We start from the raw sequence: 26,039 nt of genomic DNA on the forward strand, positions 1-26,039 counted from the left end.
GCGGGCACGGCGGCCGAGACGGTTGCCGAGGGAGAGCAGGGTCACGCCCAGGACCCCGGTCCGCGCGCGATCGAATCGTTACGATGGGAGTCATGCCCCCCTCCTCGGTCGACCCCGCCGTGCCCCGACCGAGATCGTCCGCCCGCTGGGTCCTGCTGCTCGGTGCGCTCGCCACGCTGCCCGCGCTCACGGTGGACATGTACCTCCCGCTCCTGCCCGACGTGGGCGCCGAGCTCGGCGCGCCCGACTCCCTCGCGCAGCTCACGCTGTCCGGCATGCTCCTCGGCGGCGCCGTCGGGCAGCTCGTCATCGGGCCGCTCTCCGACCGCTACGGCCGGCGCCTGCCCGTGCTCGTCGGGCTCTCGCTGCACGTCGTCACGTCGCTCCTGTGCGCGTTCGCGCCCAGCATCGGCTTCCTCATCGGTCTGCGCGTGCTCCAGGGGTTCTTCAACGCGTCCGCGTCGGTCGTCGCGATCGCCGCCATCCGCGACCGGTTCACCGGATCCGAGGCCGCGCGCGTCCTGTCGCGGCTCATGCTCGTCATCGGGCTCGCGCCGCTCCTCGCGCCCTCCATCGGGTCGTTCATCGGCGCGCACGCCACCTGGCGGGCGGTCTTCTGGGTCCTCGCGCTCGGCGGCGTCGTGCTCGGCGCGATCGTCCTGTTCTTCATGCCCGAGTCCCTGCCGCTCGAGCGCCGTCGCCCCGCCGGCGCGCGCACCGTCCTGCGCGGGTACGCGGGCCTCCTGCGCGACCGGCACTTCGTCGCGCTCGCCGTGCTCCCCGGCCTCGGGCAGGCCGTGCTCATGAGCTACGTCGTCGGCTCGCCCTTCGTCCTGCAGGAGGGGTACGGGCTCAGCCACGGGCAGTTCGCGCTCCTGTTCGCCGTGAACGGCATCGGGCTCGTGCTGTCGGCGCAGGCGAACGCCGCGCTCGTCCGCCGCGTCGCGCCCGTGCGGCTGCTCCGGACGGCGCTCGTCGTGCAGGGCGTGCTCGCCGTCGGTCTCCTCGTGGTCGCCCTGACCGGGGCGGGCGGGATCGTCGGGATCGTCGCCGCCCTGTTCCTCGTCCTGTCGATGCAGGGCCTCATCCCCGCGAACGCCTCCGCGCTCGCGCTCACCCGGCACGGCGAGATCGCCGGCACCGCCGCCGCGGTCATCGGCGCGTTCCAGGCCGGCGTCGCCGGGCTCGTGAGCCCGCTCGTCGGCGTCCTCGGCGGCGACGCCGTCGCGATGTCCACCGTCATGCTCGGGGCCGTCGTCGCGTCGATCCTCGTGCTCGCGCTCGCGACGCCCGCGTTCCGCCGCGGGGGCTGGCACACGCCCGTCTGACCCGTTCTTCGCCGCCCTTTCACATGTCCTCCTGCCGGTCCGGCACACGTTTTCGCGCGCGACCCTCTACTCTCGGACCGTGCCGAAGTCCGCCCCCGCCTCGCCGCCCGCACGCGCGAGGTCCCGCGCGACGCAGGAGACGCGCTCCCGGGAGGGCGGGACGGACAAACCCACCGGCGGCCCGCACCACGCCCGCGCGCTCCGCTCGCACCGCGTCGCCCGCGCGATCGGGCTCGTCCTCACCGGCGCGTTCGTCTTCGTCGCCGTCGGCGCCGGAGCCGTGTACCTCGACCTCAAGTCGAAGATCACGGTGAGCGACGTGTCCGAGTACGTCGTCGGCATGCCGACCGCGGCGCCGCCCAAGGACCCGTCCGACCCGTTCGCGGGCAAGGCGCTCAACATCCTCGTCATGGGCACGGACTACCGCGACGCCGAGAACGCGGCGCTCGCGGGCGAGGAGGAGGGCATGCGGTCCGACACCACGTTCATCGTGCACGTGTCCGGCGACCGCACGCGCATGGAGGTCGTGTCGATCCCGCGCGACTCGCTCGTCGACCTGCCCGCGTGCAAGCTGCCCGACGGATCCATGTCCTCGCCGCGGCGCAACACCATGTTCAACGAGGCCTTCCAGATCGGGTCGGGCGGCGTCGACGACATGGAGGCGGCCGCCGGCTGCACGATCTCGTCGGTCTACAGCCTCACGGGCGTGCCCATCACCAACCACGTCGTCGTCAAGATGACCGGGGTCATCGGCGTGGTCGACGCGATCGACGGCGTGACCATGTGCTTCCCGGAGCCGATCAAGGAGGACCCCCGGTACGGGACCCTCGACCTCCCTGCCGGCGAGCACACGCTCGACGGGCACGAGGCGATCGGCTTCCTCCGGGCACGGCACGGCACCGGCATGGGCCTCGAGATGGGCTCCGACCTCACCCGCATCGCGCGGCAGCAGGCGTTCATCGACTCGGCGGTGCGCGAGCTCCTCTCGCAGAACATCATCACCAACTCGCCCCAGCTCTACGGGGTCATCGAGGCCGTGCTCGGCTCCATCAGCGCGGACCCGACGATCGCGGACCCGACGGCGCTCGCCGGGCTCGCGTTCAGCCTGCGGGCCATCAAGCCCGCCGAGGTCGTCTTCACCCAGGTCCCCGTCGTGGACGCGGCGAGCGACCGCAACCGCGTCGAGTGGACGGCGGAGGCGGACGCGATCTGGCAGCGGCTGATCGACGACACGCCCCCGCCCGGGCACGAGCCCGTCGCGGACCCCCGCGACGACGCCACGGCGCCCGCGGACGGCGCGACCGACCCCGGTGCAGGGACGGACCCGGGCACCACCGACCCCGGGACCGGTGCCGTCGACCCCGGCACGGGCGCGACGGACCCCGGTGCCGGGACCGACCCGGGCGCCGGCGCGACGGAAGAGCCGCGCGACGGCGTGTGCGCCTGATCTCGCTCAGGGCCGCGATGCGCCGAGCGCGGCCAGGCGCCGCACCGCCTCGTGCAGGACGTCCGCGCGCTTGACGAACGTGAACCGGACGCGCGACGCGAGCGCGCGCGCCGTCGTCGACCCCGGGGTGCAGAACGCGCTCACGGGGACGGCCACGACGCCCGCGAGGGCGGGCAGCGCGCGGCACAGCGCGGCGCCGTCCTCGAACCCGAGCGCGGCGCCGTCGGCGATGACGAAGTACGTGCCCTGCGGCACGACGACGTCGAACCCCGCGCGGACCAGCCCCTCGCACAGCAGGTCCCGGCGCGCGGCGAGCGAGTCGGCGAGCGCACGCGGGGTCTCGTCGTCCGCGAGCGCGTCGGCGATCGCCGGCTGGAACGGCGCGCCCGACGTGTAGGTGAGGAACTGCTTCACCGTGCGGACGGCCGTGACGAGCGGCTCGGGTCCGTGCAGCCACCCGACCTTCCAGCCCGTGAACGAGAACGTCTTGCCGGCCGACGAGATGGTGATCGTCCGCTGCCGCATCCCCGGCAGGGTCGCGATCGGCACGTGCCGGGCGTCGTCGAACGTCAGGTGCTCGTACACCTCGTCCGTCACGACCACGGCGTCGTGCCGGCGCGCGACGGCGGCGATCGCGTCGAGCTCGTCGAGGTCGAGCACCGTGCCCGTCGGGTTGTGCGGCGAGTTCACGACGATCAGGCGCGTGCGGTCGGTGACGGCCGCGCGCAGCGCGTCCACGTCGAGCCGGAACCGGTCGGGCCCGGGGAGCAGGGGGACCGTGACGTGCCGCGCGCCCGCGAGCGCGATGCACGCGGCGTGGGAGTCGTAGAACGGCTCGAGCGTCACGACGTCGTCGCCCGGGCCGGCGAGCGCGAGGATCGTCGCCGCGAGCGCCTCGGTCGCGCCCGTCGTCACGAGCACCTCGGTCTCCGGGTCCGGGTCCAGGCCGTAGTGGCGGAACTGGTGGCTCGCGACGGCGTTGCGCAGCGCGAGGATGCCAGGACCCGGCGGGTACTGGTTGTGGCCGTCCTCGATCGCGCGCACCGCGGCGTGCTTCACCGCGAGCGGGCCGTCGACGTCCGGGAAGCCCTGCCCGAGGTTGATCGCCCCGGTGCGCTGCGCGAGCGCCGTCATCTCGGCGAAGATCGTCGCTGCGACCGCGCCGTCGGAGCCGAGCAGGCCCGTGGCGCGCGCGGCGGCCTGCCAGCGGCCGGGCGGGAGGTCCGTCATGGCCCGACCCTAGCCCTCGCGACGACCACGATGTGGGACGCAGGGAGCGCGGTCCCCCCTCGACGGCGCGGGATTCCAGGGCGCCCGCGACCTTGTCCACAGGGGCGGTTCACGAGGGCGCGTCCATGCCCTACTCTCTGGCGCAGATCGTTGACGACCGGCGGGGCAGCCGGCCGACGGAGCAGGGGGAATGCTCGACATGTCTACGGACACGCACGCCGTCGGCGTGCTCGAGGGCGAGGTGCGCGAGCTCGTCCGACGGCGCGGGGTCGACCCCGCGCGCGACCGCGCGGCCGTCGACCAGCTGGTCCGCGACGTCGTCGCGGACTACGAGACGCGCAGCGCGCTCGGGGCCGTCGCGCCCCTCGCCGACCCGGCCGCCGCCGGTCGCGCGGTCGTCGACGCCGTCGCCGGGCTCGGTCCGCTCCAGCCGTACCTCGACGACCCGGAGATCGAGGAGATCTGGATCAACGCACCCTCCCAGGTGTTCGTGGCGCGCGGCGGGACGTCGGAGCTGACGACGACGATCCTCACCGCGCAGCAGGTGCGCGACCTCGTGGAGCAGATGCTGCGGTCGTCCGGGCGCCGGCTCGACCTGTCGAGCCCGTTCGTCGACGCGTGCCTCCCGGGCGGGGAACGGCTGCACGTCGTCATCCCCGACGTCACGCGCAGCGAGTGGGCGGTGAACATCCGCAAGCACGTCGTCCGGGCGTCGCACCTGGACGACCTGGTCCGGCTCGGCGCGCTCCCGCCCCAGGCCGCGGCGTTCCTCGACGCGTCCGTGCGCGCCGGGCTGAACATCCTCGTCGCGGGGGCAACGCAGGCGGGCAAGACGACGATGCTCAACGCCCTCGCCGGGTCCGTCCCGCCCGCGCAGCGCGTCGTCACGTGCGAGGAGGTGTTCGAGCTGCGCTTCGCCGTGCGCGACGTCGTGTCGCTCCAGTGCCGGCAGCCGAGCCTCGAGGGCACGGGGGAGATCCCGTTGCGACGCCTGGTCAAGGAGGCGCTGCGCATGCGCCCGGACCGCATCGTCATCGGCGAGGTCCGCGAGGCGGAGAGCCTCGACCTGCTCGTCGCGCTGAACGCGGGAGTCCCGGGGATGTGCACGATCCACGCCAACTCCGCGCGGGAGGCGATCACCAAGATGTGCACGTTGCCCCTGCTCGCGGGCGAGAACGTGTCGGACCGCTTCGTGGTGCCGACGGTCGCGGCCGCCATCGACCTCGTCGTGCACCTGGGCGTCGACGCCGACGGGCGTCGCGGCGTGCGAGAGATCCTCGGTGTGACGGGACGCGTCGAGCAGGGCGTCGTGGAGGCCGCGGAGATCTTCGTCCGCTCGGGCGACCGTCTGGTGCGCGCCGGAGGATTCCCGCCGCGCGCCGAGCGCTTCGTCCGCGCGGGCATCGACCTGGCAGCGGTCCTGCGGCCCGGGCCGGCCGGTGCCGACGTGCTCGACGGCGCCGCGCCGACGAGGGTGGGGTGACCGTGGGCGTGGCGGTAGGACTGCTCCTCGGCGCCGGGCTGTTCTGCGTCTGGTGGTCGTTCTGGGCGCCCGGGCCCCCGCGCGTGCGGCGTGTCGACGGGTGGGCGGCACGCACCCAGGACCTGCTCGTCCAGGCCGGTGCACCGGCGGTGACGCCCGGCGCCCTGGTGGTCGCGAGCGTCGGCGTCGGGCTCGTCGTGCTCCTCGTCGGGACCGTGCTCGCGCGGTCCTGGACGATCGCGACGTGCTTCGCCGTGATCGCCGCGGGTGCACCGGCGCTCCTCGTGCGCTCCCGCGCGCGTCGGCGGCGTGCGCGACTGCGGGAGGTCTGGCCCGAGGTGCTCGACCATCTGTCCTCGGGCGTGCGGGCCGGGCTGTCGTTGCCCGAGGCCGTGGGTCAGCTCGGCGAGCGCGGTCCCGTCGAGCTGCGCGAGCCGTTCACCCAGTTCGCGCGCGACTACCGCGCCTCCGGCCGGTTCGGGGAGTGCCTCGACCTGCTCAAGGACCGGCTCGCGGACCCGGTCGCCGACCGCATCGTCGAGGCGCTCCGGATCACGCGGGACGTCGGCGGCACCGACCTGGGTCGCCTCCTGCGCACCCTCTCGACCTTCCTGCGCGAGGACGTCCGGACGCGCGGCGAGCTCGAGGCCCGGCAGTCGTGGACCGTGAACGGGGCACGGCTCGCCGTCGCCGGGCCGTGGGTCGTGCTCGGCTTCCTCGCGACGCGCCCGGAGACGGCGGCCGCGTACAACTCGATGACGGGCGGACTCGTCCTCGCCGCGGGCGCGGCCTGCTCGGCGGCGGCCTACCAGCTCATGCTGCGGATCGGGCGGCTGCCCGAGGAGGAGCGGGTGCTGCGATGAGTGCCGTCGACGTGTCCTGGACCGGCGCCGTGATCGGCGCGCTCGGCGGGCTGGGCGTCCTCCTCGTCCTCACCGGGCTCCGAGGGCGGGCGATCCGCCTCGCCGAGCGGCTCGCACCCTACCTGCGCACGCACGACCGCACGTCGGTGCTGCTGCGCGACCACCCCGTACGTTCACCCTTCCCGACCCTCGAACGCCTCCTCGCACCGCTGCTCGCCGACGCGGGCCGCGCGCTGGAGCGGTTCGGCTCGACGGCGTCCGACGTCCGGCGCCGTCTCGACCGCGCCGGTCGTGGCCGCAGCGTCGAGCAGTTCCGCGCACGGCAGCTCGTGTGGGGCGTCGTCGGGCTCGGCGGCGGGACGGCGCTCGCGGTGCTGCTCGCGGCGACGCGGGGGTCGTCGGCCGCCGCGCTGCTGGTCCTCGTGCTGCTGTGCGGCGCCGGCGGGGTGCTCGCGTGCGACCACGCGCTGACCCGAGCCGTGCGACGTCGGGAGGAGCGCATGCTCGCCGAGTTCCCCACGGTCGCGGAGCTCCTCGCGCTCGCGGTGAACGCGGGCGAGGGACCGGTCGCAGCGCTCGAGCGCGTCGCGACCACCGCGCACGGCGAGCTCTCCGGGGAGCTGCGCACGACCCTCGCGACCGTGCGCGCCGGGACCCCGCTCGCGCGGGCGCTCGAGCAGCTCGCCGACCGCACGGGGCTGCCGAGCCTCACCCGCTTCGCGGAGGGGGTCGCGGTGGCCGTCGAACGGGGGACCCCGCTCGCCGACGTGCTGCGCGCGCAGGCGCAGGACGTGCGCGAGTCGGGTCGCCGCGCGCTCATGGAGGCGGGTGGCAGAAAGGAGGTCGTGATGATGGTCCCCGTCGTCTTCCTCATCCTCCCCGTGACGGTGGTCTTCGCCGTCTTCCCGTCGCTCGCGACCCTGCGGGTCGGCTTCTGAGCAGCAGCCACGAACGTTCCCACGAGCCGACACGAACTCTAGACACGACCGTCCGGCACGACCGTCCGGCACGACCGATCGACCGACCACGAAGGAGAGCCATGCAGGGGTGGAACCGAGGGAACCAGGCCGTGCGCGCCGCAGCGCGCGGCGTGCTCGGGCGACTGACCGGGCAGGACCGGGAACGCGGTGACGTGCCGGGCTGGGTGCTCATCACCCTGATGACGGCGGGACTGGTGATCGCCCTGTGGGCCGTCGCGGGGCCGGCGCTGACCCAGGCCTTCAGCAACGCGATCTCGAGCGTCGGTGCCCCCTGAGGTGGAGGGTCGCGGTGGTCCGGGAGCCGGCGTCGACGATCCGGAGCGGGGCTCCGCCGTCGTCGAGTTCACCCTCGTCTCCGTCCTCGTGATCGTGCTGTTCCTCGGTGTGGTCCAGGTCGCGCTCGCCGTCCACGTGCGCGCGACGCTGGTGGACTGTGCGGCGGAAGGCGCCCGCGTCGCGGGCCGGGCGGACCGTGGCCCGCGCGACGGCGCGGACCGCACGCGCGATCTCGTCGTGTCCGCCCTGTCGGCGCGGTACGCGCAGGACGTCGTCGCGCGCGAGACGGTGGTGGACGGTCTTCCCGTCGTCGAGGTCACGGTGACCGCCCCGCTCCCGGTCGTCGGGCCGCTCGGCCCTGCCGGAGCACTGACCGTCCGCGGTCACGCGCTGGAGGAGGCTCCGTGAGGCACGCGCTCCTCCGGCTCCGTACGAGGCTGACAGGGCAGTCCGCGGACCGGGGGAGCGCGGTCGTCGAGTTCCTCGGCGTCGCGCTCGTCCTCCTCCTGCCGGTCCTCTACCTGGTGCTCACGGTGGGTCGGGTGCAGGCGGCGACGTTCGCCGTGGAGGGCGCCTCCCGCGAGGCGGCGCGCGCGTTCGTCACCGCGCCGTCGTCCGACGACGGCGCCCGGCTCGCCTCGGCGGCCGTGACCCTGGCGCTCGGCGACCAGGGGTTCGCCCCGACCCCGGGCGGCCTGAGGATCGCGTGCTCGTCGGAACGCTGCCTGGAACCGGGCGGCGAGGTCACGGCGCACGTCCGGCTCGACGTGCCGCTCCCGCTCGTGCCCGAGTTCGTGCGGGGGGTCGTCCCGCTCTCCGTCCCCGTGGAGGCGCGGCATGTCGCGTCCGTCGACGCGTACGCGGCGCGGCGGCCGTGAGCTCCTCGACACCCGTGAGCGCCCCGTCGCCCCTGGGCGCCTCGACACGGGGAGGCGCACCGGCGCCCGCAGGCACGCCGGCACCCGTAGGCACCCCGACGCCCGTGGGCGCCTCGACATCTCTCGTCACGGTGACAGCTCGGGGCACCCCGACACCCGGGGACACGCTCGGACTCGGTCCCGGGCGACGGTCCGGGGCCGTCGTCCGCGGGCCGGCCGCGCTCGTCGGGCGGCTGCGGAGATCGGACGACGGAGAGGAGGACGGCCGCATCATGCTCCTCACGAGCGCCTTCGTCGCGTTCGCGCTCCTCCTCGTGACGGTGGTGGTGAGCGCCTCGGAGGTACACCTCGAGCGCAAGCGGCTCTACGAGCTCGCGGACGCGCTCGCGCTCACGGCGGCCGACTCGACGACCCACGAGACGTTCTACTCCGGCGGCGCCGCGCCGCCGGTCGAGGGTGCCGTCCTCACACTCACCGACGCCGGGATCCGTGCGGACGTCGACGACTATCTCGCCCGGAACCCGAAGGCGCTCGCCGGTCTGAGCGAGGTCGTGGTGACCGACGCGTCGACCGGAGACGGGCGCACGGCGTCGGTCGGCCTCGCTGCGCGGGCGCGACCCGCGATGATCAGCTGGGTGACCGGGGCGTGGAGTGATGGCATCATCGTGCGTGCAGAGTCACGTGCCAGAGCGTGGTGAGCACCTGTTGCTGTTCGACGAAGAACGTCCAGGGAAAGGAATGCCGCAACGTCGCGTGAGCGCGCTCCCGCGCCTTTGTTCACTTTCTTAACTTTGGATGGCCACTTCTGTTCCGACCCTGTCAAAACCCTGGGTTCGCCGCTATGGTGATCCGGTCCGACAACAACTCCAACGATGGAGAGCTACAACATGAACGCACGAGCAACGAAGAAGCTCGTCGCCGGGGGTGCCCTCGGCGCGATGCTCATCGGCACGGTCGCCCTCGCGTCCGCTGCCTCCGCCGACCAGGTGGGCGACGACACGAACGTCGACGTCTCCGTCGAGATCGAGTCCAACGTGGAGCCGGGCAACCTCGCCCTCACGGTCGCTGCGAACTCGACCACGCTGACCGAGGCCGACGAGTCGTCGGTCGAGGGCACGCGCGAGTTCAACGGCGCGCTCCCGGAGGTCACCGTCACCGACACGCGGACCGAGGTGCCCGAGGGCGCCTACTGGTACGTGCTGGGCAGCGCGTCCGCCTTCACGGGCGACGCGGGCGAGATCGGCGCCGACAACCTCGGCTGGGCCCCCACCCTCGTCGACGGTGGCGACACCGGCCTGGTCTCCGAGGGTGAGCCGGTCGAGCCTGCCCTCGAGGACGGCCCGGGTCTCGTCGACCAGGAGCTCCTGGTCTCGACGTTCGACTCGGCCGAGGTCAACCCGGAGGGTTCCTGGACCGCCGGCGCGAACCTCACGCTGCGCACGGGCGAGGACGTCGCGCCGGGCGCGTACAACTCGACCATCACGCTGTCCCTGTTCGAGGACTGAGCCGTCCCGACGTCCCGGTGACCGGTCCCGACCGGGCACCGACCGAGTAGTCACACGACGGGTCGCACCGTCCCGCACGACCACGGTCTGCGGGGCGGGCGACCCGTCGTCGTACGGAGAGAAGCCCCTGCGTGATCCCCGCACCAACGCACCCCGCCCGCACCGGGAGGTCGTCCCGCCGTCGTGGGCGTCGTCTCGTCCTCGCCGCGAGCGCCCTCGCCCTCGGCCTCCTGCCCGCGACCCCGCTCGCGGTCGCCGCGTCTGCGACGACCGCCGCCACGAGCGCGCACGCCGGCCTCGGGAGCGCGCACGCCGGCCTCGGGAGCGCGCAGAGCGACGTCGTGAGCGCTCTGTCGACGGCGCTGCCCCTCGACACCGAGGACCGCATCACGTGGGGCGTCAAGCCCGCGGACGCGAACGGTCCCGACGGGCGTCGCGGCGTCGACCTCGTCGCCGACCCGGGCACGACGGTCGAGGAGCACATCGCCGTCTCGAACTTCAGCGACGTGCCGGCCACGTTCGCGCTCAAGGCCGCGGACGGCTATCTCACCGCCAACGGGCGATTCAACATGCTCTCCTCGGACCAGGAGTCCACCGACGCGGGGACGTGGTTCACCGTCCAGGAGAGCGTCGAGGTGGGCCCCAAGGAGACGGTGGTCGTCCCGTACACGATCACGGTCCCCGAGAACGCCACCCCGGGCGACCACCCGGCGGGCATCGCGGCGTCGGTCACGAGCACGGGCGGTGGCGAGGGCGGTACGAGCGTCGGCGTCGAGAGCCGCGTCGGGTTCCGCGTCACGACGCGCGTCACCGGCGAGATCCAGCCCGCGCTCGCCGTCGAGGGCGTCAAGGCGTCCTACGCGCCCTCGTGGAACCCGTTCGCGGCGGGCGACGTCACCGTCTCCTACGACGTCGCCAACGACGGCAACGTGCGCCTCGGCGCCGAGGGCCAGGTCGCGACGTCCGCCCTCTTCGGCGCCCTCGTCGACGAGGCCGCCGCGGAACCGCTCGGCGAGGTCCTGCCGGGCGGCTCGCTGCGGAGCAAGGTCGCGTTCGCCGACGTCTGGCCGCTCGGACCGGTCAGCACGACGATCACCGTGACGCCGACCGTCGTCGGCGACGACCAGGTCGACGCGCCGCTCGACCCGGTCACCGTCACCGTGACCACGTGGGCGGTGCCGTGGCCGCAGCTCCTGCTCCTGGCGATCGTCGTCGTCGTGATCCTCGGCGTCCGGGACGACCGGCGGCGCCGGCGCCAGCGCCTCGAGGCGATGCTCGCGAAGGCGCGCGACGAGGGCCGCCAGCAGGCCACGACCACCGAGCCGGCCACGTCGACCACGGGCGGGTCCGCCGCGCAGGGCGGCACGAAGGACTGACGGCGACGCGCCGTCGGGCGGGCCTCGCCCGACGGCGCCCAACCCCGCGCCGACCCCCGCGGCGGTCCCACGCGCGGTCCTGGCGAGGAGACCCTGCGCGGAACCGTCGCCGTGCCCTCGCGCGACGGCGCCGACCGCGCGCGGGGTCGCGTAACCTTGAACCTCGTGGCCACCATCGACTTCCCGTCCGAGATCAAGGCGCTGCGGAGCACGCTCGAGTCCATCGAGAGCGTGAGCGACCCGGAGGAGCTGCGCGCGACGATCGCGGACCTCTCGGAGAAGGCGTCGGCGCCCGACCTGTGGGACGACCCGGACGCCGCGCAGAAGGTGACGTCGGCGCTCTCCGCCGCGCAGTCGGAGCTGGACCGGGTGAAGAAGCTCGGGCAGCGCATCGCCGACGTCGAGACCCTGGTCGAGATGGGCCAGGAGATGGAGGACGAGGACACCCTCGTCGAGGCCGAGAACGAGGTCGCCGCCATCCGCAAGGACCTCGACCAGCTCGAGGTCCGCACCCTGCTCGCCGGCGAGTACGACGCGCGCGAGGCCGTCGTGACGATCCGCGCAGGCGCCGGCGGCGTGGACGCGGCCGACTTCGCCGAGATGCTGCTGCGCATGTACCTGCGCTGGGCGGAGCGCCACGGCTACCCGACGACCGTCCTCGACACGTCGTACGCGGAGGAGGCCGGGCTCAAGTCCGCGACGTTCGAGGTGAAGGCACCGTACGCGTTCGGCCACCTGTCGGTCGAGGCGGGCACCCACCGCCTCGTGCGCATCTCGCCGTTCGACAACCAGGGCCGTCGCCAGACGTCGTTCGCGGCGGTCGAGGTGATCCCGCTCATCGAGCAGACGGACTCCATCGAGATCCCGGAGTCGGAGATCAAGGTCGACGTGTTCCGGTCCTCGGGCCCGGGTGGGCAGTCGGTCAACACGACGGACTCCGCGGTGCGCATGACGCACATCCCGACGGGCATCGTCGTCTCGATGCAGAACGAGAAGTCGCAGATCCAGAACCGCGCCGCCGCGCTCCGCGTGCTCCAGTCCCGCCTGCTGCTCGTGCGTCAGGAGGAGGAGAACGCGAAGAAGAAGGAGCTCGCGGGCGACATCAAGGCGAGCTGGGGCGACCAGATGCGCTCCTACGTGCTGCAGCCGTACCAGATGGTCAAGGACCTGCGCACCGAGCACGAGGTGGGCAACCCCTCGGCGGTGTTCGACGGCGACATCGACGACTTCATCGAGGCCGGGATCCGCTGGCGCCGTGGGGTGCAGAAGGACGCCTGACCCTCCTCGGCCGCCCCGGGCCGATTGATACGAGCAACGGATCGATGCGCCCGGGTGCGGCGTGTCCGCCCCGTCGGGCCGGAGACGCATGCCTACCCTCGGGATCGTGCGACGAACCTCGTTCGTCCACGGATCGACCCCCGACCCGAGGAACGTGCCGCTGTGATCCGCTTCGAGAACGTCACCAAGGTCTACGCGCGCGGCGCGAGGCCGGCCGTCGACGACGTGTCGTTGGAGGTCCGACGCGGCGAGTTCGTCTTCCTCGTCGGCGCCTCCGGCTCCGGCAAGTCGACGTGCCTGCACCTCGTCCTGCGCGAGGAGCGCCCGACGAAGGGCAAGGTCTTCGTCGCGGGCCGCGACCTCGGGTCGATGTCGAGCTGGAACGTCCCCAAGCTGCGCCGCCAGATCGGGGTGGTCTTCCAGGACTTCCGCCTGCTGCCCAACAAGACGGTGTTCGAGAACGTCGCCTTCGCGCTCCAGGTCATCGGCAAGCCGCGTCACACCATCGCCATCACGGTGCCCGAGACGCTCGAGATGGTGGGGCTCGCCGGCAAGGAGAAGCGCCGCCCGCACGAGCTCTCCGGTGGTGAGCAGCAGCGCGTCGCCATCGCGCGCGCCATGGTCAACCGCCCGCCGATCCTGCTCGCCGACGAGCCGACCGGGAACCTCGACCCCACGACGTCCCTCGGGATCATGCGCCTGCTCGACCGCATCAACCGCACCGGCACGACCGTCGTCATGGCGACGCACGACGAGGAGATCGTCAACCAGATGCGCCGCCGCGTCGTCGAGCTCGACACCGGCACGCTCGTGCGCGACCAGGCGCACGGGTCGTACGGCGCGCGCGGCCAGGTCATCCCCGACCCGACGACCCCCGCCGCGGCACCCGAGTCGGCGCCGACCGCCGTCGTGCGACGCGCGGCGCGCCCGACCGCGACGCCCGAACCGGCGTCCCGGTCCGGGCAGGCCCCCGCCGAGACCGCGGACCAGGCGTCGACCCCCGGCACGACGACCGGTGCGACGCCCGTGGCGGACCCGCCCGGGCGACCCCCGCTGCCCCGGCGACGCTCGACGCGTCGCCGCGTCGACGCGAACGCGGGGGAGTGAGCGGCGTGCGACTCCAGTTCATCCTCGCGGAGCTCGGTCAGGGCCTGCGGCGCAACGTCTCCATGGCGGTCTCCGTCGTGCTCGTCACCTTCGTCTCGTTGACGTTCGTCGGGTCGTCCCTGCTGCTCCAGGCGCAGATCGGCAAGCTCAAGGACGACTGGTACGACAAGGTCGAGGTGTCCGTCTTCCTGTGCCCCGCCGGGTCGCCGTCGCCCACGTGCGCGGCCGGCGAGGCCACGCCCGAGCAGATCGCGGCGATCGAGGACCTGTTCGACTCCGAGCTCGGCGACGAGATCCAGACGGTGTACTTCGAGTCCAAGGACGACGCGTTCGCGGCGTTCACCGAGCGCTACCCCGACGGGTACCTCGGCACACAGCTCACGGTCGACGACATGCAGGCGTCCTTCCGCCTCAAGCTCACCAACCCGGAGAACTACGAGGTCGTCAACGACGTCGTGACGGGGCGGCCGGGCGTCGAGGTGGTCGAGGACCAGCGTCGCATCTTCGACTCGCTCTTCCTCGCGCTCAACCGCGCGTCGCTGCTCGCGGCCGGCCTCGCGGCGGTCATGCTGCTCGCCGCCGTGCTGCTCATCACGACGACGATCCGCCTCTCCGCGCTGAGCCGACGGCGCGAGACGGGCATCATGCGGCTCGTCGGGGCGTCGAACCTGTTCATCCAGCTCCCGTTCCTGCTCGAGGGGGCGATCGCCGCCGTGCTCGGCGCGGTCCTCGCGGTCGGCGGGCTCTGGGTCGGGGTGAAGTACCTCGTCACCGACTGGTTGTCCCAGTCCGTGACGTGGGTGGCCTACGTCGACGAGGCGGACGTGCTGCGCATCGCACCCGTGCTCGTCGGGATCGCTTTCCTGCTGGCGGCCGTGTCCTCGGTCGTCACGCTCAACCGCCACACGAGGGTGTGAGATGACCCGGGACCTCCGCCGCGCGACAGCAGCTCTGATCGCCACGACCCTGCTCCTCGTGGGCGGCGTCTCCTCGGCCTCCGCCGACGACATCGACGACCGCCGTGCCGCGGCGGAGCGCCGCCAGTCCGAGATCCTCGGCAACCGCGAGCAGCTCCAGTCCGAGCTCGAGGACACGGACTCGGCGCTCGCCCAGGCCGTCGTGGACCTCCAGGCCATCGAGGCGCGGCTGCCCGTCGCGCAGGCCGAGCTCGACGCCGCCCAGGCCGAGGTCGAGCGGACGCAGCGCGAGGCGGAGCTGCTCGCGCAGCGGCTCGAGGACGCGCTGGGCCAGGAGGCCGCGATCAGCGCCGAGATCGAGCGCGGCGCGACCGAGGTGGCCGACGCCAAGTCGAGCATCGCCGAGATGGCGCGCCAGGCGTACCGCGGTCAGGGCGACGTCTCGAGCCTCGGCATCGTCACGGGTGCGCAGAGCACCGAGGAGTTCATCGCGGAGTACGCCGTCTCCTCGACGGCGGCGCGCAGCCAGTCCCGCTCGCTCCAGGAGCTCCTCGAGGCGGAGTCCGTGTCGCGCAACCGCGAGGCGCGCCTCCAGGCGGTGCGCGAGACGGTCACCGACCTCAAGCAGCAGGCGGACGAGAACCTCGTCGCCGCAGAGGCTGCGCGCACGGCGGCGGCGGACCGCAAGGCCGAGGTCGAGCAGCTCATCGTCGACCAGCAGGCCAAGAAGGCGACGATCGAGGAGCGCAAGTCCGCGGCCGAGGCGAAGGTCGCCGAGAACGAGGCGGCGCAGCAGTCCCTGCAGAGCGAGATCAAGGGCATCATCGCGGAGCAGGCCGAGCGCGACCGCAAGGCCGCCGAGGAGGAGGCGCGCCGCCAGCAGCAGAGCCAGCAGTCCGGCGGCGGTGGCGGTGGCGGTGGTGGCGGCGGCGGGTCGTCCTCCGGCGGGGGCGGCGGTGGGGGTGGTGGTTCGTCCTCCGGCGGCGACCGCGGCAGCATCTCGAGCTTCCTGTCGTACCCGACGGCGGTGCCCTACGTCACGTCGAGCTACGGGATGCGGCTGCACCCCATCCTCGGCTACTACCGGCTGCACGCGGGGACGGACCTGCGGGCCTACTGCGGCACGCCGATCATGGCGGCCGGGCCCGGGACGGTCGTCCACGCCCAGTGGCGCAACGGGTTCGGCAACCAGGTGCTGATCAACCACGGCACGGTGGGCGGCAAGAACCTCATGACGAGCTACAACCACCTCACCCGCTTCGCCGTGTCGTCGGGCCGGACCGTCAACAAGGGCGATGTCATCGGGTACTCGGGCAACACCGGCCTCTCGGGGGCGTGCCACCTGCACTTCGAGGTGTACGTCAACGGGTCGACGATCGACCCGATGTCCGTGCTGCGCTGACCGCACCCGGGGGATAATCGGTACCAGGCGTCGTCGGGCACCCGTACGCTGGGGCGCCCGGACGAACGTCACGGATCCCGGGGACAGCACCGACAGCGACGAAGGACGGTAGGACACGGATGGCGAAGGACAGCGGCCGCAAGGTCGTCGCCAGCAACCGCAAGGCACGCCACGACTACGTGATCGAGGACGTGTACGAGGCGGGGATCGTGCTCTCCGGGACCGAGGTCAAGGCGCTGCGGATGGGCAGGGCGTCGCTGGTCGACGGCTACGTCGCGGTCGACCGCGGCGAGGCCTGGCTCGAGAACGTCCACATCCCCGAGTACACCGAGGGCACGTGGAACAACCACGCCCCGCGGCGCAAGCGCAAGCTGCTCCTGCACAAGGAGGAGATCCTGCGCCTGGAGTCCAAGACGCGCGAGAAGGGGCACACGATCGTGCCCCTCGCGCTGTACTTCCTCGACGGCCGCGCCAAGGTCGAGATCGCGCTCGCGCGCGGAAAGAAGGAGTACGACAAGCGGCAGGCGCTCCGGGAGAAGCAGGACAACCGCGAGGCGCAGCGCGCCATGCGGCAGCGCGAGCTGCGCTGACGCCGCGCAGGGCGTCCCGCACGCGGTCCTGTGCCCGACGCCGGCCCTACCCGCTGGTGACGCGGTCGCCCTCGACGTACGGTCGAGGGCGAGACGACGACCGCGAACCAGGAGGCCCCATGGTCAAGCTCCGCCAGTACATCCCGCGCCTCGCGGCGGGGGCGTACATCCTCAACTCCGGCCTGAGCAAGCGCGGTGCCGACGAGGAGACCGCGCAGGGACTGCACGGGATGGCCGCCGGCACGTACTCGTTCCTCGGGGACGTCGAGCCCAAGCAGTTCACCAAGACCCTGTCGACCGCCGAGATCGCACTCGGCGCGGCGCTCGTGGCGCCCTTCGTCCCGACCGGGCTCGTCGCCGTCGGGCTGGGCGTCTTCTCGGCCGGCCTCGTGGGCATGTACCTCAAGACCCCGGGCATGACGCGCGAGGACGGTGTCCGGCCCACCGAGCAGGGGACCGGGCTCGCCAAGGACGTCTTCCTGCTCGGGATCGCCGGCGGGCTGCTCGTCGACTCGCTGAGCCGGAAGAAGTAGCCGCGACGCGGGCACCGGCGGCGAGACCGCCGGTGCCCGCGTCGCGCGGAAATATCCGTGCGGGGCACGGCGTTGATCGCGTAGGCTGGACCTGCTGCACGAGGTCCGGGTCTGCCCGGGCGCCGCGCAGTGCTTGACAACTGCACAGGGGGTGATCGGTTTCGACGGTGGTCGTGCTTCGAGGAGAAGCGGGCCGAGGATGCAGACTCATCTCGTCAACGATGTCTGCAAAACACAGGTGCCGATAACAAGCGCACCGACTTCGCCCTCGCCGCCTGAGCGAGCCCCGAAGTCCGTCAGCCCGAGCTAGCTCTCGACTCGGATCCTGGCGTCATCTAGAGAGCCACTGCTCGCAGTCCTCGTCACCGGGGCTGCGGGGACTTTCAGGTGACTGAGCCCGTCCGCATCTTGTCTGCGTGAGTGCGGGGGCCGAGAAAAACGACAGCAGACTGCGCCCGGAGAAGTCCTCGATCGGCGTCACCGGACCGGGGTTCGATTCCCCGCACCTCCACCCCTGCGACGACGGCCCGCACCCCTCCCGGGGTGCGGGCCGTCGTCGTGCCGGCGCTCGGTAGATCTCACCAGCCGTAGCGCTCCCAGGCCGCCGCCGCCTCGTCGCCGTCGAGCCACTCGAGCCGCAGCCGTCGCCCTCTCACCTCGACCCGGGCGTCGTCGTCACGAGGGAGCGGGGGCGCGCCGGGGTCGTCGCTGTACAGGTCCTCGTCGCCGCCCGCGCCGTCGAGGTGGGCCCGCCACTGCACGCGCGGCTCCGGGTTGACGTGCCGGGGGAACGTCTGCGGCCCGACCGTGTCCCAGTGCGTGCACGCGCGCGTCACGAGGTGCCCGGCGAGCCGGGCCGTGCCCTCGTCGTCGGCCCACAGGCGCGCGACGCGCCCGGCGCCCTCGCGAGCGACGGGCTCAGTCACGGGCGGACGCCCCGACGAGCGGCTCCCGCCCCGAGGACGGCGCCCCCGGGTCGTCGTCCGGTCCCGTGCCGCCGTCGTCGGCCGGGGGCGCCCCGCCGTCCTGTGCACGCCGGCGCACCCGGCGCAGCACCCAGCGCACGACGAGCAGCACGAGACCGGCGACGACGAGCCACGGGAGCAGGGCGCCGAGGACGACGACCAGGCCGTTGAGCGTCGTGAGCAGAGCGTTCCAGCCGTTCTGCAGCCCGCCGAGGAAGCCGCCGGGCGCGAGCTGCTCGGTCGGCGCCACCTGCACGACCGTGACGTGCAGCGTCGACATCGACACCTGGTCCGTGAGCGCGGCGCGCTGCGACTGCAACGACTCGAGCTCCGCCTGGCGGGTCGTGAGCTCCTGCTCGGCGGCGAGCAGGTCCGCGGTCGTCGCGGCGTCGCCCATGAGGGTCCGCAGCCGCTCGACCGACGTGGTGAGCGCCGCGACGCGGGCGTCGAGGTCGCGCGCGGTGCCGGTCACGTCGACCGCCTCGATCGCGAGGTCGCGCACCTCGCCGACCTGGCCGAGAGCGTCCACGGTCGCGGTCGTCTGGGCCGCGGGCACGCGCACCGTCAGCTCGGCCGTGGGCCGCGCGTCGCCCTCGGGCTCGGACTGCCGACGGCTCTCGACCCGACCTCCGGCGCTCTCCGCGAGCTCGGCGACCTGCTCGGCGGCCGCCGACGGGTCCTTCGCGACGACGGTCACCGAGCCGGTGGTGACGATCTCGCGGTCCGCCTCGACCACGGCGTCCTCGTCGCCGGGCGCGATACCGGCGGAGGCGCCGGACGAGGTGTCGGTGCCGTCGACCACCGCCGCCTCGGACCCCGCGCCGGAGTCGGACGCGCCGTCTCCCGACGTCGCGGAGCAGCCGGCCAGGAGCGCGCCGCCGAGCACCAGCGCGGCGACGACGGCGAGAGGGCGAGTGGTCCGCATGGTGCGAGGGTAGGGGGCCAACCGTGCGAACCGGACAGCCGCACCCACATCGTGACCGTCTTGTGAACTGACCGTGATCCGACCGCCGCCCGGCGTCGTGCGGACGGGTCCGTCCGCGCGCGAGGATGGGCGCGTGCTGGTGTGCTGCGGACTCGTGACCCTCGACGTCGTCCAGGTGGTCGACGCCCTGCCCGGACCTGACGAGAAGGTCGTCGCGCGGTCCCTCGCCGCGACGTTCGGCGGCCCGGCCGCGAACGCCGCGGCGACCGCCGTCGGGCTCGGCGCCCCGACGACCCTCGTGACCGCCGTGGGTCACGGTCCCCTCGCCGAGGTCGTGCGGTCCGAGCTCGAGGCGGCGGGCGTCGCGCTCGTCGACGCCGCCGCCGACGCCGCCGGGCGGGCCCAGCCCGCGGTCTCGACCGTGCTCGTCACCCGCGCGACCGGGGAGCGTGCGGTCGTGAGCACGAACGCGTCGGGCTTCGGCGACCTCACGGACGCGTCGCTCGTCGTGCCGGAGAGCACGACGGGCCTGCTGGACGCGCTCCGCCCTGGGGACGTCCTGCTGCTCGACGGCCACCACCCCGGGCTCGCGCTCCGGGTCGCGCGTCGCGCGAGGGAGCGCGGGTGCGTCGTCGTGCTGGACGGAGGCTCCTGGAAGCCCGACGCGCCCGCGATGATCGGGCTGTGCGACGCCGTGGTCGTGTCCGCGGACTTCCGGCCGCCCGGCGTCGCGGCCGACGACGTGCTCGACGCCGTCGCCGCGCTCGGGCCGCGGCTCGTCGCGCGGACCCGTGGTCCGCTGCCGGTCGAGGTGCTCGACGCGGGGGAGAGGTACGAGGTCGCGGTCCCGCAGCCGGGTCGCGTCGTCGACACCCTGGGTGCGGGCGACGTGGTCCACGGCGCGTTCGCCGCGGCGGTGGCGCGCGGGTCGTCGTGGCGCCTCGCGCTGGAGGACGCCGTGCGGGTCGCGTCCCGCTCGGTCGAGCACGCCGGGGCGCGGGGCTGGATCGCCGCGGCTCCCTGACACGGGCGGCCGTGGGACCAAGGTCCCGCGTCGTGACCTCCTCGGCTACATTTCGGTCACGAAGCCGAGAGGGAGTTGACAGCCACTTAGTAAAGGCAGTCTACTAACAAACATGACAACGGCAGTCACCGGCACCGGCGCACCGAGGAGGCGACTGAGCACAGGGCTCAGGCCGACCTCGAAGGTGCTCCCCGAGCACGCTCGGGCCCACAACCGGTCGCTCGTGCTGCAGCACCTGTTCCACGAGGGGCCCACGTCGCGCGCCGACCTCGCGCGCGCCACGTCCCTCACTCGCGTGACCATCTCCGACCTCGTGTCCGTGCTCATCGCCGAGGGCCTGGTCGAGGAGCTCGGCGTCCGCCCGGGCCAGCGTGTCGGCAAGCCCGCGATCCTCGTCGGCATGCGCACGAGCGCCTACCAGATCGTCTCCGTCGACCTCACCGACGACGAGGTCCTGCGCGGCGCCGTCGTCACGCTCACGGGCGACTTCGTCGTCCGGCAGAGCCTCGCCGTGGACGGCCGCACCGGCACCGAGCTCGTCGACCTCCTCATGCGCTTCTGCCGCGGGCTCATCGCGTCCGCGACCCAGCCGGTCATCGGCGTGGGGATCGGGTCGCCCGGCGTCGTCGACGCCGAGGGCCGTGTCATCGAGGCGCCGAACCGGCGCTGGTACGACGTCCCGCTCGCAGCCCAGCTCACGGAGCGGCTGGGGCTCGCGGTCCACGTCGCCAACGACGCCAACATCGCCGCGCTCGGCGAGTTCACGTTCGGGGGAGCGGCCGGCGACGGCCTGCTCGTCCTCACCGTGGGCGAGGGCGTGGGCGCCGGCATCATGGTCGACGGCGCACGCGTGCACGGGCACGCCGACGCCGCCGGCGAGCTCGGCCACGTGACCGTGGTCGAGGACGGCGAGCCGTGCGCCTGCGGGCGTCGCGGGTGCCTGGAGACCGTCCTGTCCGTGCCGGCGCTGCGCCGCGCGGTGGACGGGCTCGACACCGAGGCTTCCGACGCCGTGCTGGCGTCGGTGGGCAGGACGCTGGGCATCGCCCTGGCCCCTGTCGTCAGTGCGCTCAACCTCGCGGAGGTGCTCGTGAGCGGTCCGGCGGACCTGCTCGACGGCCCCCTGCGCGAGTCGGCGTTCGAGACTATCCGCTCCCGCACCATGCCGGTCATCGGCAGCGGGCTGCAGGTGCGGATGGCCACGCTCGACGAAGACGTCGTCCTCGCTGGGGCCGCCGTCCTCGTCCTCTCCGGACAGCTGGGGGTCTCGTGAGCCGACGACGCTCCGACTGACCCGCTCTGCCCGACCGGGGCGCGGGCCACGACCCGCCCCTCACGACCTCCTGGGACCCCCCAGTGCAGCACCCCCAGGAACGCAGTAACACAGCAGCACCCCTGCACACGCTCGATTACGCAGGACTCCTGCCACACCTCCGGTGGGGGCATCGCCGCCACCACCAAGAATCACCGAGAGGAAGCACCCAGTGAAGAGGAACCGTCTCGTCGCCGCCTCCGTGGCCTCGACGATCACCCTGGCGCTCGCGCTGACCGCCTGCAGCACCGGCGGGAGCGGGAACAACGGCTCCGGCGACGGCGAGTCCGCCTCCGGCGACGTCCGCGTCTGGCTCGTGGGCTCCGACACCCCCGACGCGGCCCGCGACTACCTCAAGACGACGTTCGAGGAGGAGAACCCGGGCAGCACCCTCACGATCGAGGAGCAGTCCTGGACGGGCCTCGTCGACAAGCTGACGACCTCGCTCTCGGGCTCCGACAGCCCTGACGTCGTCGAGGTCGGCAACACGCAGTCCGCCGCGTTCACCTCCGCGGGCTACTTCCGCGAGATCACCGCTGACGAGTTCGAGTCCTACGGTGGCGACGACCTCCTGCCCGCCTTCGTCGAGGCCGGCACGTGGGAGGACAAGCACTACGCGCTGCCGTACTACGCGGGCTCGCGCGTGGTGTTCTACTCGCCCCAGATCACGGGTGACGCCGCGGTGCCGACCACGCTCGACGAGTACGTCGCGAGCGCCAAGGCCCTCACGACGCCCGACGTGTCCGGCCTCTACTGGCCGGGCCAGGACTGGTACAACGCTCTCCCCTTCATCTGGGAGAACGGTGGCTTCATCGCCGAGCAGGGCGAGGACGGCACGTGGGAGGCGGGCTTCTCCTCGGAGGGCGGCCTCAAGGGCATGGAGCAGGTCGCCGACCTGATGGCCAACGCCTCGCACGCACCGAAGGACGGCCAGGAGACCGACCTCCAGGTGCCGTTCTGCGAGGGCAAGGTCGCATACCTGTCCGCCCCGACGTGGATCCAGTGGTCCATCAAGGCCCCGGAGGACGCGGAGACGCCGGGCTGCGAGTCGACCTACGGCTCGGACCTCACCGCGCTCCCGCTGCCCGGCAAGGACGGCGGTACCGCGACCGTCTTCGGTGGTGGCTCGAACCTCGCGGTCGCGTCGAAGTCGAACAACCCTGAGCTCGCCGTCAAGGCCTACGCGATCATGATGAGCGACGAGTACCAGACGATCCTCGCCGAGAACGGTCTCATCCCGGCCAAGACCTCGCTCGCCGACAAGGTGCCGACGGACAACCCGATCGCTCAGGCCGGTGTGGACGCAGCGATGAACACGCAGGTCACGCCCGTGTCGCCGAAGTGGGCCGACGTCGAGGCGCAGAACGTCCTCCAGACCGCTTTCACGCGCATCGCGAACGGCGAGGACGTGAAGACGGTCGCCGAGGACCTCGACGCGAAGATCGAGCAGATCCTCAACAGCTGAGCTCGGCCGGTGCCGCCTCGGGTTCGCCCGGGGCGGGACCGGACGCTCGTCAGGGGTGGGGACTCCTCGCGGGTCCCCACCCTTCGCATGACGCGTCCCGCACGTCACCACTGCGCACCACCGCGCACCATCCGACGGAGTGAGGAAATGAGCTCTACCACTCTTGAGCCCCGGACGGCGTCCCCGCACGCGTCCGTGCGGCCCCCCAAGAAGCGGCGTCCACCGGTCCTGCCGTGGACTCTGCTGGTCCCCAGCCTCGTCCTGCTGGGTGTCATGGTCGGCTACCCACTGGTCCGGCTGTTCGTCATGTCCTTCCAGGAGTACGAGCGCGCCCAGCTCATGGGCGTGCCGGCCGAGTGGGTAGGCCTGGACAACTACGTACAGGTCCTCACCGACGTCGACGGGTTCTGGACCGTCCTGCTGCGCAGCTTCGTCCTGATGGTGATCTGGGTCGCCCTCACGATGCTGCTCGGCACGCTCGTCGCGCTGCTCATGATGCGCCTCAACAAGGGCTTCCGGCTGCTCGTCTCGGTCGGGCTGCTGCTCGCGTGGGCGATGCCGCCCCTCGCCGGCACCATCGTCTGGGGGTGGCTGTTCGACACCGAGTACGGCGTCGTCAACAACTTCCTCACGAAGATCACCGGGAACAACTGGATGGGCCACCCGTGGCTCCTCGACCCGATGCAGTTCTTCCTCATCCTCACGCTCATCATCGTGTGGGGCGCGGTGCCGTTCGTGGCGTTCACGCTGTACGCCGGCCTGACACAGGTGCCGGGCGAGGTCCTCGAGGCCGCGCAGCTCGACGGTGCGACGCCGTTCCAGCGGTTCCGTCTCATCATGGTGCCCTACGTGCGGAGCATCTACACGGTGCTGATCGTGCTGTCGATCATCTGGGACCTGCGCGTCTTCACGCAGGTCTACGCCCTGCAGGGCATCGGTGGCGACCGCGAGAAGACGAACACGATCGGCGTGTACATCTACCAGATGGGCATGGCGCAGGGGCACTACGGTGTCGCCGGCGCGATCGCCGTCATCTTCGTCTTCATCATGCTCGGCATCTCGTTCTACTACGTGCGCCGGACCGTCCGGGAGGAAGAACTGTGAGCACCATCTCCACCCCGACGATCCCCGTCTCGCGCGCCGCGGTTCCCGCGCGCGGCGGCCAGAAGACGCGGCGCGAGGGACAGAGCAAGAAGCGCGCGGCGAACATCGTCTACTCGGTCATCGCGATCGTCGTCTTCGTCGCGTCGGCATTCCCCGTCTACTGGATGATCAACACGTCGTTCCTGCCGACGAACCTCATCCGTGGGACGGACCTGCACTTCTTCCCGACCCCAGACGTCTTCACGCTGAACAACTACGTGAACGTGTGGACCGACGACCGTCGTGCGCCGCTGCCGCCCGCGATGGTCAACTCGATCACCGTCACGCTCATCACGCTGGTCGTGTCGATGATCCTGGGCTTCCTCGCCTCGCTCGCGATCACGCGCTTCTCGTTCAAGGGGCGCAAGTCGTTCATCGTCGCGCTCCTCGTGATCCAGATGATCCCCGGCGAGGCCATGATGATCTCGATCTTCCGGATCATCGACGGCTGGCAGATGCTCAACACGATCACCGGACTGGCGTTCGTCTACATCTCCGCGGTGCTGCCGTTCACGATCTGGACCTTGCGCGGCTTCGTCCAAGGTGTGCCGGCGGAGCTCGAGGAAGCGGCCATGATCGACGGGTGCTCACGCCCGAAGGCGTTCTGGAAGGTGACGTTCCCCCTGCTCGCGCCCGGTCTCGTCGCCACCGGTGTCTTCGCGTTCATCCAGGCGTGGAACGAGTTCCTCATGGCGCTGATCATCATGTCCCGGCCGGAGTCCATGACGCTGCCGGTCTGGTTGCGCACGTTCCAGCAGGCGACGATGGCGACGAACTGGGGAGCGCTGATGGCCGGCTCTGTCATCGTGGCGATCCCGGTGGTCATCTTCTTCGTCATCGTCCAAGGCAGGATGACCGGTGGCCTCGTCTCGGGTGCGGTGAAGGGCTGACGTGAGCGACCTGAGCACGGCTGCCTCGCTCGACGGGGAGGCGGCCGCAGCCCTGGCCGGACGCCCCGGGCCCGGGGCCGCGTCACGACGCGGCCCCGTGGGCCCGGGGAGCGCGGTGGGCCTCGACATCGGCGGCACCAAGGTGCTCGCGGCCTTCCTCGGCCCCGACGGGGTCGCGCGCGAGACGCTGCGCCTGCCGACGGTGCGCGGACCGGAGGGCGTCGTGTCCAGCGCGGCGCGCGCGGTCCGCGAGCTGGTCCGCCGCGCCTGCGGTGACCTCGCGGACGTCGAGGGCGTCGGCGTCGGGGTCCCCGGGCTGGTGGACCCCGCCGACGGCTCCGTCATGCACGCGGTGAACCTCGGTATCGAGGGCGGACGCTTCGGGCTCGCCGAGGCGCTGTCCGCCGAGCTCGGCGGTGTCCCGGTCCAGGTCGACAACGACCTCAACGTCGCCGCCCTCGGTGCCTCGCACCTGCGCGGCGCGGAGGGCGAGGACCTGGCGTTCCTCGCGCTCGGCACCGGGCTCGCGGCCGGCATCGTGCTCGGCGGCGAGCTGCGCCGGGGCGTGAGCGGCGCCGCGGGCGAGATCGGGCACATCCCGATCGACCCGCGCGGGCCGGAGTGCGCGTGCGGGCAGCGCGGGTGCGTGGAGGTCTACGCGTCGGGCTCCGCCGTGTCGGCGCGCTGGCCGTCCCGGCACGGCCGACCGGCCCCGGCCGAGCTCTTCGAGGCTGCGGCCGCGGGCGACCCGGACGCGATCCGCATCAAGGACGAGTTCGCGTCCGCCGTCGCGTCCGCCGTGCGGATCCTCGAGCTGACGGTGGACGTGCGCCACGTGGTGCTCGGCGGCGGCGTGTCCGCGCTGGGCCAGCCGCTGTTGGACGCGGTCCGCGACGCGCTCGATGCGCAGTCGAGCACGTCCCCCTTCCTGTCCTCGTTGCGTCTCTCGGAGCGGGTCTCCCTCGCTCCGTCGGACGTCCCGGTCGCCGCCGTGGGTGCTGCCCTCGTCGGCCGTCGAAAGGTGTTGTGATGGAGGTCGTGATCGCTCCGGCGGAGCGGTTGGCGGTGCTGGCTGCGGATGCCGTGGAGGCGGTGGTGCGGTCGGGGCCGGGGGCGGTGCTG

25 protein-coding genes, 1 other RNA gene and 1 pseudogene are annotated in these 26,039 nt (G+C 72.7%); 24 read left to right on the forward strand and 3 right to left on the reverse strand.

What is annotated here, in order from left to right; all coding sequences use genetic code 11:
- The first annotated feature begins 92 nt into the window (after positions 1–92).
- Entirely contained in the window at positions 93–1,328 is a 1,236-nt protein-coding gene (locus ABIE39_RS13645; protein WP_175008051.1) for a Bcr/CflA family efflux MFS transporter, read from the forward strand.
- 79 nt (positions 1,329–1,407) lie between these two features.
- The gene (locus ABIE39_RS13650) at positions 1,408–2,775 is read left to right on the forward strand and encodes an LCP family protein (RefSeq protein WP_354052157.1); all 1,368 of its coding nucleotides are present in this window, start codon (positions 1,408–1,410) and stop codon (positions 2,773–2,775) included.
- Positions 2,776–2,781: 6 nt separating this feature from the next.
- Here the strand turns inward: ABIE39_RS13650 and ABIE39_RS13655 are convergent, their stop codons facing one another.
- Complete coding sequence (locus tag ABIE39_RS13655) at positions 2,782–4,005, reverse strand: pyridoxal phosphate-dependent aminotransferase (RefSeq protein ID WP_354052159.1); 1,224 nt, start codon at positions 4,003–4,005, stop codon at positions 2,782–2,784.
- A gap of 199 nt (positions 4,006–4,204) precedes the next feature.
- On the opposite strand from ABIE39_RS13655, the gene ABIE39_RS13660 reads away from it, so the two are divergent.
- From ABIE39_RS13660 to ssrA, 16 genes and pseudogenes are all read left to right on the forward strand, one after another.
- Positions 4,205–5,488 carry an ATPase, T2SS/T4P/T4SS family gene (locus tag ABIE39_RS13660; protein ID WP_175008211.1) on the forward strand — a complete coding sequence of 428 codons (1,284 nt, stop codon included), beginning with the start codon at positions 4,205–4,207 and terminating at the stop codon, positions 5,486–5,488.
- Positions 5,489–5,490: 2 nt separating this feature from the next.
- Complete coding sequence (locus tag ABIE39_RS13665; protein ID WP_354052177.1) at positions 5,491–6,351, forward strand: type II secretion system F family protein; 861 nt, start codon at positions 5,491–5,493, stop codon at positions 6,349–6,351.
- Positions 6,348–7,289: a type II secretion system F family protein gene (locus ABIE39_RS13670; RefSeq protein WP_354052160.1), complete on the forward strand. Its 942-nt coding sequence runs from the start codon at positions 6,348–6,350 to the stop codon at positions 7,287–7,289. Before ABIE39_RS13665 ends, ABIE39_RS13670 begins: the two co-directional genes overlap by 4 nt.
- A gap of 101 nt (positions 7,290–7,390) precedes the next feature.
- The gene (locus ABIE39_RS13675; RefSeq protein WP_175008055.1) at positions 7,391–7,606 is read left to right on the forward strand and encodes a hypothetical protein; all 216 of its coding nucleotides are present in this window, start codon (positions 7,391–7,393) and stop codon (positions 7,604–7,606) included.
- A complete protein-coding gene (locus ABIE39_RS13680; RefSeq protein ID WP_354052162.1) occupies positions 7,596–8,015 on the forward strand; it encodes a TadE/TadG family type IV pilus assembly protein in 420 nt (139 codons plus the stop codon). Before ABIE39_RS13675 ends, ABIE39_RS13680 begins: the two co-directional genes overlap by 11 nt.
- Positions 8,012–8,485, forward strand: a complete 474-nt coding sequence (locus ABIE39_RS13685; RefSeq protein ID WP_175008056.1) for a TadE/TadG family type IV pilus assembly protein — start codon at positions 8,012–8,014, stop codon at positions 8,483–8,485. The genes ABIE39_RS13680 and ABIE39_RS13685 overlap by 4 nt, the downstream gene beginning before the upstream one ends.
- 272 nt (positions 8,486–8,757) lie before the next feature.
- Positions 8,758–9,183 (forward strand): hypothetical protein, encoded by a 426-nt coding sequence (locus ABIE39_RS13690; protein ID WP_255437025.1) that lies wholly within the window; start codon positions 8,758–8,760, stop codon positions 9,181–9,183.
- A 189-nt stretch (positions 9,184–9,372) separates the two neighbouring features.
- On the forward strand, positions 9,373–9,990 hold the full coding sequence (locus tag ABIE39_RS13695) for a hypothetical protein (protein ID WP_175008057.1): 618 nt from the start codon (positions 9,373–9,375) through the stop codon (positions 9,988–9,990).
- A gap of 131 nt (positions 9,991–10,121) precedes the next feature.
- Positions 10,122–11,366, forward strand: a complete 1,245-nt coding sequence (locus tag ABIE39_RS13700; RefSeq protein WP_209827408.1) for a WxL protein peptidoglycan domain-containing protein — start codon at positions 10,122–10,124, stop codon at positions 11,364–11,366.
- Positions 11,367–11,531: 165 nt separating this feature from the next.
- Positions 11,532–12,644, forward strand: coding sequence for a peptide chain release factor 2 (gene prfB / locus ABIE39_RS13705; RefSeq protein ID WP_175008058.1), 1,113 nt, complete (start codon positions 11,532–11,534; stop codon positions 12,642–12,644).
- A 162-nt stretch (positions 12,645–12,806) separates the two neighbouring features.
- Positions 12,807–13,487 (forward strand): annotated as a pseudogene (gene ftsE / locus ABIE39_RS13710) (cell division ATP-binding protein FtsE); the annotation flags it as partial.
- A 269-nt stretch (positions 13,488–13,756) separates the two neighbouring features.
- Positions 13,757–14,668, forward strand: a complete 912-nt coding sequence (ftsX, locus tag ABIE39_RS13715; RefSeq protein ID WP_209827423.1) for a permease-like cell division protein FtsX — start codon at positions 13,757–13,759, stop codon at positions 14,666–14,668.
- 1 nt (position 14,669) lies between these two features.
- The gene (locus ABIE39_RS13720; RefSeq protein ID WP_175008061.1) at positions 14,670–16,070 is read left to right on the forward strand and encodes a peptidoglycan DD-metalloendopeptidase family protein; all 1,401 of its coding nucleotides are present in this window, start codon (positions 14,670–14,672) and stop codon (positions 16,068–16,070) included.
- A 119-nt stretch (positions 16,071–16,189) separates the two neighbouring features.
- Positions 16,190–16,660, forward strand: coding sequence for an SsrA-binding protein SmpB (gene smpB, locus ABIE39_RS13725; RefSeq protein ID WP_021482407.1), 471 nt, complete (start codon positions 16,190–16,192; stop codon positions 16,658–16,660).
- Positions 16,661–16,779: 119 nt separating this feature from the next.
- Entirely contained in the window at positions 16,780–17,193 is a 414-nt protein-coding gene (locus ABIE39_RS13730; protein ID WP_021482408.1) for a hypothetical protein, read from the forward strand.
- A 147-nt stretch (positions 17,194–17,340) separates the two neighbouring features.
- Positions 17,341–17,707: a transfer-messenger RNA gene (ssrA, locus tag ABIE39_RS13735) on the forward strand.
- A 64-nt stretch (positions 17,708–17,771) separates the two neighbouring features.
- Here ssrA and ABIE39_RS13740 read toward each other — a convergent pair.
- Positions 17,772–18,119 carry a hypothetical protein gene (locus ABIE39_RS13740; protein ID WP_354052168.1) on the reverse strand — a complete coding sequence of 116 codons (348 nt, stop codon included), beginning with the start codon at positions 18,117–18,119 and terminating at the stop codon, positions 17,772–17,774.
- A complete protein-coding gene (locus tag ABIE39_RS13745) occupies positions 18,112–19,083 on the reverse strand; it encodes a DUF4349 domain-containing protein (protein WP_209827430.1) in 972 nt (323 codons plus the stop codon). Before ABIE39_RS13745 ends, ABIE39_RS13740 begins: the two co-directional genes overlap by 8 nt.
- A 73-nt stretch (positions 19,084–19,156) precedes the next feature.
- Between ABIE39_RS13745 and ABIE39_RS13750 the strand changes: the two genes are divergently transcribed.
- From ABIE39_RS13750 to ABIE39_RS13775, 6 genes are all read left to right on the forward strand, one after another.
- Entirely contained in the window at positions 19,157–20,107 is a 951-nt protein-coding gene (locus tag ABIE39_RS13750; protein WP_354052170.1) for a PfkB family carbohydrate kinase, read from the forward strand.
- Positions 20,108–20,219: 112 nt separating this feature from the next.
- Positions 20,220–21,380 (forward strand): ROK family transcriptional regulator, encoded by a 1,161-nt coding sequence (locus ABIE39_RS13755; RefSeq protein WP_051027709.1) that lies wholly within the window; start codon positions 20,220–20,222, stop codon positions 21,378–21,380.
- 211 nt (positions 21,381–21,591) lie between these two features.
- Positions 21,592–22,884, forward strand: a complete 1,293-nt coding sequence (locus tag ABIE39_RS13760; protein ID WP_175008064.1) for an extracellular solute-binding protein — start codon at positions 21,592–21,594, stop codon at positions 22,882–22,884.
- 147 nt (positions 22,885–23,031) lie between these two features.
- Positions 23,032–23,988, forward strand: coding sequence for an ABC transporter permease subunit (locus ABIE39_RS13765; protein ID WP_175008065.1), 957 nt, complete (start codon positions 23,032–23,034; stop codon positions 23,986–23,988).
- On the forward strand, positions 23,985–24,917 hold the full coding sequence (locus ABIE39_RS13770) for an ABC transporter permease subunit (protein WP_499278603.1): 933 nt from the start codon (positions 23,985–23,987) through the stop codon (positions 24,915–24,917). Before ABIE39_RS13765 ends, ABIE39_RS13770 begins: the two co-directional genes overlap by 4 nt.
- A 1-nt stretch (position 24,918) precedes the next feature.
- Positions 24,919–25,947, forward strand: coding sequence for an ROK family protein (locus ABIE39_RS13775; protein ID WP_255437027.1), 1,029 nt, complete (start codon positions 24,919–24,921; stop codon positions 25,945–25,947).
- Positions 25,948–26,039: the final 92 nt, after the last annotated feature.

The sequence above is a fragment of the Cellulosimicrobium sp. 4261 genome, from assembly GCF_040546915.1.
Lineage (GTDB): Bacteria > Actinomycetota > Actinomycetes > Actinomycetales > Cellulomonadaceae > Cellulosimicrobium > Cellulosimicrobium cinnabarinum.

Coding starts and splice junctions, on each gene's coding strand:
- ABIE39_RS13645 (WP_175008051.1), top strand. CDS start 93: ATGCCCCCCTCCTCGGTCGACCCCGCCGTGCCCCGACCGAGATCGTCC.
- ABIE39_RS13655 (WP_354052159.1), bottom strand. CDS start 4,005: ATGACGGACCTCCCGCCCGGCCGCTGGCAGGCCGCCGCGCGCGCCACG.
- ABIE39_RS13660 (WP_175008211.1), top strand. CDS start 4,205: ATGTCTACGGACACGCACGCCGTCGGCGTGCTCGAGGGCGAGGTGCGC.
- ABIE39_RS13670 (WP_354052160.1), top strand. CDS start 6,348: ATGAGTGCCGTCGACGTGTCCTGGACCGGCGCCGTGATCGGCGCGCTC.
- ABIE39_RS13675 (WP_175008055.1), top strand. CDS start 7,391: ATGCAGGGGTGGAACCGAGGGAACCAGGCCGTGCGCGCCGCAGCGCGC.
- ABIE39_RS13690 (WP_255437025.1), top strand. CDS start 8,758: ATGCTCCTCACGAGCGCCTTCGTCGCGTTCGCGCTCCTCCTCGTGACG.
- ABIE39_RS13695 (WP_175008057.1), top strand. CDS start 9,373: ATGAACGCACGAGCAACGAAGAAGCTCGTCGCCGGGGGTGCCCTCGGC.
- ABIE39_RS13720 (WP_175008061.1), top strand. CDS start 14,670: ATGACCCGGGACCTCCGCCGCGCGACAGCAGCTCTGATCGCCACGACC.
- smpB (WP_021482407.1), top strand. CDS start 16,190: ATGGCGAAGGACAGCGGCCGCAAGGTCGTCGCCAGCAACCGCAAGGCA.
- ABIE39_RS13730 (WP_021482408.1), top strand. CDS start 16,780: ATGGTCAAGCTCCGCCAGTACATCCCGCGCCTCGCGGCGGGGGCGTAC.
- ABIE39_RS13745 (WP_209827430.1), bottom strand. CDS start 19,083: ATGCGGACCACTCGCCCTCTCGCCGTCGTCGCCGCGCTGGTGCTCGGC.
- ABIE39_RS13755 (WP_051027709.1), top strand. CDS start 20,220: ATGACAACGGCAGTCACCGGCACCGGCGCACCGAGGAGGCGACTGAGC.
- ABIE39_RS13765 (WP_175008065.1), top strand. CDS start 23,032: ATGAGCTCTACCACTCTTGAGCCCCGGACGGCGTCCCCGCACGCGTCC.